This window comes from Brevibacterium gallinarum (genome assembly GCF_014836885.1).
GTDB classification, from domain to species: domain Bacteria; phylum Actinomycetota; class Actinomycetes; order Actinomycetales; family Brevibacteriaceae; genus Brevibacterium; species Brevibacterium gallinarum.
The window spans coordinates 39,082-45,572 of record NZ_JACSPY010000021.1 but is presented as its reverse complement, the minus strand read 5'-3'; the positions used below and the strand labels follow the sequence as shown (position 1 = coordinate 45,572).

The following is a 6,491-nucleotide window of genomic DNA, read 5'->3' as shown; positions in this document are numbered from 1 at the left end:
GAGGGTGGTCTACCCATGTCTGACTCTCCTTCAGGACCTACATAACGGCCCTGCCACTAAGTCTGACGCGCGACAATATCCGACACCCGAATCCGGGTGAGCCCTGCATCGAAATCCGCCAGATACTCAGGCTCCAGACTCGTGGCACGCGCAGCACCATAATGGTAGCGGTCGTAGCCGATCACCCCGGCCCGGGCTTGGGACGTGAAGGCCGGCAGGCCGACGAGTCCTGCTGCAGCAACCTGTACACGTGAACGGACCTGCTTGACGGTCGTGTCGAGGGCGTCTGCCATGTGCATCAGCGACGTCGACGCCGTTCGTTCAACCAGCCAGGCGTAGGCGTCCCGGCGCTGGCCGGCCTCGTTTCGGAAATCAGTCCCGTCACGGTCCGGCCGGCCCAGCGCACGCGGATCGGCTGCCAGTTCACGCACCGCATCAACTTGCAGGGAGACATCCTCAGGTGAATCGGAAGCTGCCCGGGCGAGGAAGGCATCGAAGAGGAACCCGAGCCCAGTCATACGGCGCTCGTCGATGTCCCGGTTGGCAGATTCCAGCCGGTAGAGGCAGTCAGCGAAGTCAGAGGTATCGGCCACCGTGTCGTTGCGGCGGGGTGTGATGACCTGTTCTTCGACGAGCATCGCGGTCACCTCCTTGTGATCTACCGCGATCGTTCTGGTTTCAAGTCTAGGTGTGTTCGATATGCTGTGACAATAGTTTCGACTGTGTTCACATGTAACTCACATAAACATGTGCCTGCTGCGGGTTCTGGTTCCAGTCTGCCAGCAGCCACGGACAACCCACCCCGCAAACGCCACCACCACCTCGGGAACGGCAACGCCGGCACACGCACGGCGGCAACCCATCCCACGCACCCAACCACCACCTCGGGCACGGCCTGCGGCACGGCCACCCGCAGTCGCGTCACTGATCTGCGACAACGCCGCAGGACACTCTTTCCAGGAAGGCCGCTTGTCACTAAGATGGAAGTGCGTCGCCTCCACCCGAGGCGATACCCAACCCGAGGAGGTTCCCATGAGTGCAGATGACAAGTTCGGAAACAAGGCTGACGAAATGCTCGGCAAGGCCAAGTCCGGCATCGGCAAGGCCACCGACGACAAGAGCATGGAAGCCGAAGGCAAGTCTCAGCAGTCCGGTGCGAACCTCAAGCAGGCCGGAGAGAAGGTCAAGGACGCGTTCAAGAAGTAAGAGCGTCTCTTCTCGGTCAGATGCGATTTGTCGCGCACCTGATCCTCTCGACACGGGCGCGGAAGTGGACTTGGTCCACTTTCGCGGCCGTGTTCTTTGTGCACCTGTTCCTCCTCTACTCCCCCAGCTCCGGCATGGCCTCGCCGTTCGCCGGGTTCGACAAGCTCATGCACGCCGTGGGCTTCGCCGCACTCACCACACCCCTGCTGCTCGGGTTCCGGCCGCTGGCGACGATGCTGGCGATGTCGGCCTACGCAGCCATCAGCGAGTTCATCCAGGCGTTCGCAGTGCCCGGCCGGTCCGGCGAGTTCGGCGACTGGATCGCCGACTGCCTCGGCATTCTGCTGGCATTCGGGATCTGGCGGGCACTGCCGGCCGGTGATCCGATGCTCGGTGAGAACGGGGAGCCGCCGCGGCCGCCGCAGTGGCCGTGAATCCGCGCCTCCACGCAGCAGCCTTCAGCGCACCGCTGTGTCGACGGGAACATCGAACCGGTAGAGCACGGGCGACCCGTGCGTGAGGCCGACGTAGACCGGGCCGCCCACCGGGGTGCGGCCGGAGCGCCAGACCGCATCGAGCACCTCGTCTTCGAGCCTGCCGTGCCGGCCGCCCTGGCGGTAGATCGCCTCGACGCGACGCGCCTCGACCTGGTCGGTCGCCTGAATCTCGACTCTCTGCACTGCCATGCCCCGACGCTAACCGCTGGGCGCCTGAGAGTTCCCGCGGGGCATTCCTGAAAAGATCCTGGGTGCGGGCGTGCGTGCTGTCTCGGCCGCTCCCGAGGCGTGGGCTGCCCGACCGGTGATGCTCACCCGAGTGCGAGGAAGGCCTGGAGTTCGGCGACGGCGCTGCGCTCGACGGTGTAGTGAGCCCATTTGCCGCGCTGTTCGCGCTGCAGCAGTCCAGCCTCGACGAGCTTCTTCAGATGGTGGCTGACCGTCGGCTGGGTCACGTCGAGGGCATCGAGCAGTTCGCAGGCGCACACGGATTCGCAGCCGCGCGCGGCGATGAGGGACAGGATCCGCAGCCGCGTCGGATCTGCCAGCGCCTTGAGCCGGTGCGCCATCCGGTCAGCGTCCGCCGCAGCCAGCGGGCCGAGGGCGAGCGGACAGCACTCGGCTGCGGCCTGGCGGGCAGGGCCAGCATTCCGGCGGTCATCCATGACGCCATCATACATTGACATTCATCGATATGAGGCCGTACTCTCCCCCTGAGACATGACGTCGCCGACGAGGAGGAACGTGCCCGAGACGACACCCCACACCCCCACCTCGGCACCGGCCCCAGCCACCACCTCGGGCGCGGTGCTGGAGGAGATGTCCTTCCTCGACCGCTGGCTGCCGGCGTGGATCCTGCTCGCGATGGGGGCAGGCCTGCTGCTCGGTGCCCTGGTCCCGGGGCTCAACGAGGCGCTCGACGCGGTGACGATCGGGCAGGTTTCGGTGCCGATCGCCATCGGCCTGCTCGTCATGATGTACCCGGTGCTCGCGAAGGTCCGCTATGACGAGACCCGCCGCGTCACCGCCAACCGGCGGCTCCTAGCGCTGTCGCTCATCCTCAACTGGCTCGTCGGCCCCGCGCTCATGTTCGCGCTGGCCTGGCTGCTCGTGCCCGATCTGCCGGAGTACCGCACCGGCCTCATCATCGTCGGTCTCGCCCGCTGCATCGCGATGGTCTTCATCTGGAACGACCTCGCCTGCGGTGATCGTGAGGCCGCTGCCGTCCTCGTCGCCATCAACTCCGTCTTCCAAGTGCTCGCCTTCGGTGCGCTCGGCTGGTTCTACCTGCAGGTGCTGCCCGGTTGGCTCGGCCTGCCGACGACGGCTGCGGACTTCTCCGTCGTCACCATCGTCGTCTCCGTCCTCGTGTTCCTCGGCATCCCGCTGCTCGCCGGGTTCCTCTCGCGGGTCATCGGCGAGCGGGCGAAGGGCCGCGAGTGGTACGAGGAGCGCTTCCTGCCGCGCATCGGACCGTGGGCGCTGTACGGCCTGCTGTTCACCATCGTGCTGCTCTTCGCCCTCCAGGGCGAGGCGATCATCGCCCAGCCGCTCGACGTCCTGCGGATCGCGGTGCCGCTGCTGCTGTACTTCGTGGTCATGTTCGGCATCGGCCTGTTCGCCTCCCGTTCGGCGGGCCTGAATTACGCACAGTCGACAACGGTCGCCTTCACCGCTGCCGGCAACAACTTCGAGCTCGCCATCGCCGTGGCCATCGGCACCTTCGGCATCACCTCCGGCCAGGCTCTGGCCGGCGTCGTCGGCCCCCTCATCGAGGTGCCGGTGCTCGTCGCACTCGTCTACGTCGCCCTGTGGGCCGGCCGCAGACTCTTCACACACGACCCGACGCTGCCGGGCCGCCGCTCCTGAGGAGACCAGTATGACCACTCATTCCAGCCCCGCCGCCCCGAGCGTGCTCTTCGTCTGCGTTCACAATGCCGGCCGCTCGCAGATGGCCGCCGGCTACCTCGCCGCGCTGTCCGCGGGCCGGATCACCGTCCTGTCCGCCGGCTCCCAACCGGCGTCTGAGCTCAATCCGGTCGCGGTCGCTGCGATGCGCGAGGAGGGCATCGACATCTCGACCGCTTCCCCGCGCGTCCTCACCACCGATGCGGTGCACGCCTCCGATGTCGTCGTCACGATGGGGTGCGGTGATGCGTGCCCGATCTTCCCCGGCAAGCGCTATGAGGATTGGCAGCTCGATGACCCTGCGGGCCGCGACATCGCTGCGGTGCGCCTGATCCGCGACGAGATCCGCCGCCGCGTCGAGTCCCTCATCTCCGAGCTGCTCGGCGAGGATCGCCCCGCCTAGCGGTTCAAGTCCGCGGCCCTGCACCGCAGCGTCCCAACTGTCCACCAGCTGTCCACCGACTGTCCCGAGCTGATCCGGCGCCGCTGAATACGCGAATGGCTCCCCAACCTGTGGTGACATCATCACCCCTGGTCAGAGAGCCATCTTGGCGGTGAGTGTGGGATTCGAACCCACGGAAGGGGGTTGCCCTTCAACGGTTTTCAAGACCGTCACTTTCGGCCGCTCAGTCAACTCACCTCGGCATCCGCGGCGGTTCAGCCGCCCGGAGTCCACATCACAGCATAAACCACTTCAGTCGCGGTTGGGGAACCGCGGCAGGGTCGTCGGGCGGGCTGGAATCGGCGGGAACTGGGTGGCTGCGGCCGCCTCGGCGTCGGCGTCCTCGTCGATGACCGCGTCATCGGGGTCGGCGTTCGCGTCCGCGCCCGAGGCGGTGGTCTCGCTGGCGTCGGATTCCGGCTGGGCAGGTGCCGGGTCGGGGGTCTGTTCCGGTGCTGCCGGCGGGGTCGCCGGTCGAGCCGGCGCCTCCGGCTGCGGGGCCGCATCCTGCTCGGCTGCCGGCTCCGCAGCCGCAGTCTGATCCGCTGCGCCGGGTCCCCTGCCGTTCTTCTCGGCGCGGGCGACCTCGGTGTCGAGGTCGTCGTAGGCATCGGGCACAGGGTCAGCCGGCTGGGCGATCTCCTCGACAGCGCTCTGGGCGAACTCCTCGGCGCTGACGGTCTCCTCGGCGTTCCACGCAGTGGCCGCACCGGTCGTGCCATCGGCACCAGCCGCGCCGCGAGCACCGGCACCACCGGCGCCACTGTCGGCCCCAGCCTCACCATCGGCATCGTCGGCAGGCTGGGAGTCGTGCTCCAGCCGGCCGCCGAGCAGCAGGGTCAGGGTCGCCAGCGGCACGATGAGCCAGGTGGGCCGGTTGCGCAGCTCGGTGACGACCTCGACGAGCAGCCGGTCGATGAGCACGGCCCGCAGCACCGGGTCGTGCAGTCCGACCGAGGCGCCGACGGCGTGCGAGTAGCCGGTGAGCAGTGAGTTCTGCGCCTGCGAGGACCACAGGTACTCGGGCGAGTCGACGACCTCGCGCAGCGATTCGTGCCCGTCGGAGAGCCCGGACAGCCCGATGAACGTCGGCTGTGCATCGGCCTTGAGGGCGCCGGTCCGGCGCAGCCGGGCGTAGCCGGCGGCGTAGTCGATGCTGCGCAGCAGCGCGACGAGGTCGATCGCCGCAGGCTTCGGGAACTCCTGGGTGGCGGCGGAGAAGTTGACGACGGTGAAGCCGACGACCGGGCTGGTGAGCACCTGGTTGAGGGTCAGCTCGCCGTGGATCCGCTGCAGCGCACCGACTGTCTCAAGGCGGCCGAGGTTCGCGCGGTGCTCCTTGAGTTTGGCCTGCAGGTCGCCGAGCGCCAGCGGCGCGCGGGCGAGCGCCCAGTCGACGCGCTCCTGCCACTTGGCGACCCAGTCCTCGGTCGGCTCCCCGGCCCCGCGCACCACGCCGAACTCTGCGGCGAGGTCCAGGTGCAGCTCACCGATCCGCGAGCCGAGCGCCGAGGCCTTCTTGTTGTAGCTGCCGATCGACCCGGAGTCCACTGCACAGGCGATGTCGACGGCCTCGCGCCAGGCCGGCTGCGAGTCAGGGTACTGGACCGAGAGCATCGCCAGCGGCGCCGACCGGGTCTCCAGCACCTCGGCGTCGAACCAGCGGCCGGACACCCAGCCCATCACCTCGGGCACGGCGCGCGACTCCGCCTCGGTCAGGGCGACGGGAATCCGCACCGCCTGGCTGAGTCCCGGCTGGACGACGCGGAAGAAGGTGAGCACGCAGGGGTTCTCGGGGTCCTCGATGACGACGGTCGACTCGTGCGCGCGGGCCTCCAGCAGCTCCAGGCGCACCGAGGCGGCGTAGTCGAGCATCTGGTGCTCGGTCTGCACGCGGTGGAACTTCGTCATCGCGTTGCTCACCGCGTGTGCTGCGACCTGGCCGCCCTCGAACCGGCGGGCGGTGGCCGCGGCGTGGGCGCAGTTGATGACGAAGACCGGGTCGGCACACCCGTCGTAGACCCAGCAGGGGCCGAGCGTGATGTCGTCGATGGTGCCGATGAGGTGGGCCCGCAGGGCGAAGTTCTCGCTCGTGCGGAAGCTCAGGGGGACGTTGATGCGGCGCAGCGTGCGTCCGTCGCCGACGGAGATGATCGCCTGGGTGCCGCGCACGGTGCCCTCGCCGGTGTCCCATTCGAACAGGCGGGTGACGGACATCGGCGTGATGTCGGGGTCGGCGCCGAGCTCGGTCTCCAGTTTGGGGAACCAGCTCTGGCGGGGCAGCCAGGCAGAGAGCAGACCTTCGAGTTCACTGCTGATGGCCACCGTGTTCCCCCTTGGCGTTGCGTCGGCGCGGGCTCGCATCATGCGCTAGGGCACACTCTACCGAAACCGCGCAGTGCGGCCGGGAGGGCACGCCCGGCACACCCGCCCTGACC

General features: G+C 68.1%; 8 protein-coding genes and 1 tRNA gene. 4 read left to right on the top strand and 5 right to left on the bottom strand.

All coding sequences use genetic code 11. From position 1 onward, the window contains the following. Window positions 1-56: 56 nt before the first annotated feature. Entirely contained in the window at window positions 57-638 is a 582-nt protein-coding gene (locus tag H9634_RS13830; RefSeq protein WP_191727383.1) for a hypothetical protein, read from the bottom strand. A gap of 394 nt (window positions 639-1,032) precedes the next feature. On the opposite strand from H9634_RS13830, the gene H9634_RS13825 reads away from it, so the two are divergent. Beyond that, the gene (locus H9634_RS13825; RefSeq protein WP_102160963.1) at window positions 1,033-1,206 is read left to right on the top strand and encodes a CsbD family protein; all 174 of its coding nucleotides are present in this window, start codon (window positions 1,033-1,035) and stop codon (window positions 1,204-1,206) included. Window positions 1,207-1,295: 89 nt separating this feature from the next. After that, window positions 1,296-1,640, top strand: coding sequence for a VanZ family protein (locus H9634_RS13820; protein ID WP_191727382.1), 345 nt, complete (start codon window positions 1,296-1,298; stop codon window positions 1,638-1,640). Window positions 1,641-1,664: 24 nt separating this feature from the next. Here H9634_RS13820 and H9634_RS13815 read toward each other — a convergent pair whose 3' ends face one another. Beyond that, window positions 1,665-1,892 carry a hypothetical protein gene (locus tag H9634_RS13815; RefSeq protein WP_191727381.1) on the bottom strand — a complete coding sequence of 76 codons (228 nt, stop codon included), beginning with the start codon at window positions 1,890-1,892 and terminating at the stop codon, window positions 1,665-1,667. 122 nt (window positions 1,893-2,014) lie between these two features. Next, complete coding sequence (locus H9634_RS13810; protein ID WP_191727380.1) at window positions 2,015-2,368, bottom strand: ArsR/SmtB family transcription factor; 354 nt, start codon at window positions 2,366-2,368, stop codon at window positions 2,015-2,017. A 154-nt stretch (window positions 2,369-2,522) separates the two neighbouring features. Here H9634_RS13810 and arsB point away from each other — a divergent pair, with 154 nt between their 5' ends. Then, entirely contained in the window at window positions 2,523-3,572 is a 1,050-nt protein-coding gene (gene arsB, locus H9634_RS13805) for an ACR3 family arsenite efflux transporter (RefSeq protein ID WP_225210990.1), read from the top strand. A gap of 10 nt (window positions 3,573-3,582) precedes the next feature. After that, entirely contained in the window at window positions 3,583-4,014 is a 432-nt protein-coding gene (locus tag H9634_RS13800) for an arsenate reductase ArsC (protein WP_191727379.1), read from the top strand. A 146-nt stretch (window positions 4,015-4,160) separates the two neighbouring features. Here H9634_RS13800 and H9634_RS13795 read toward each other — a convergent pair. Both H9634_RS13795 and H9634_RS13790 read right to left on the bottom strand, forming a co-directional pair. After that, a tRNA-Ser gene (locus H9634_RS13795) sits at window positions 4,161-4,251 on the bottom strand. A 54-nt stretch (window positions 4,252-4,305) separates the two neighbouring features. Further along, window positions 4,306-6,378 (bottom strand): maltokinase N-terminal cap-like domain-containing protein, encoded by a 2,073-nt coding sequence (locus tag H9634_RS13790; protein WP_191727378.1) that lies wholly within the window; start codon window positions 6,376-6,378, stop codon window positions 4,306-4,308. Window positions 6,379-6,491: the final 113 nt, after the last annotated feature.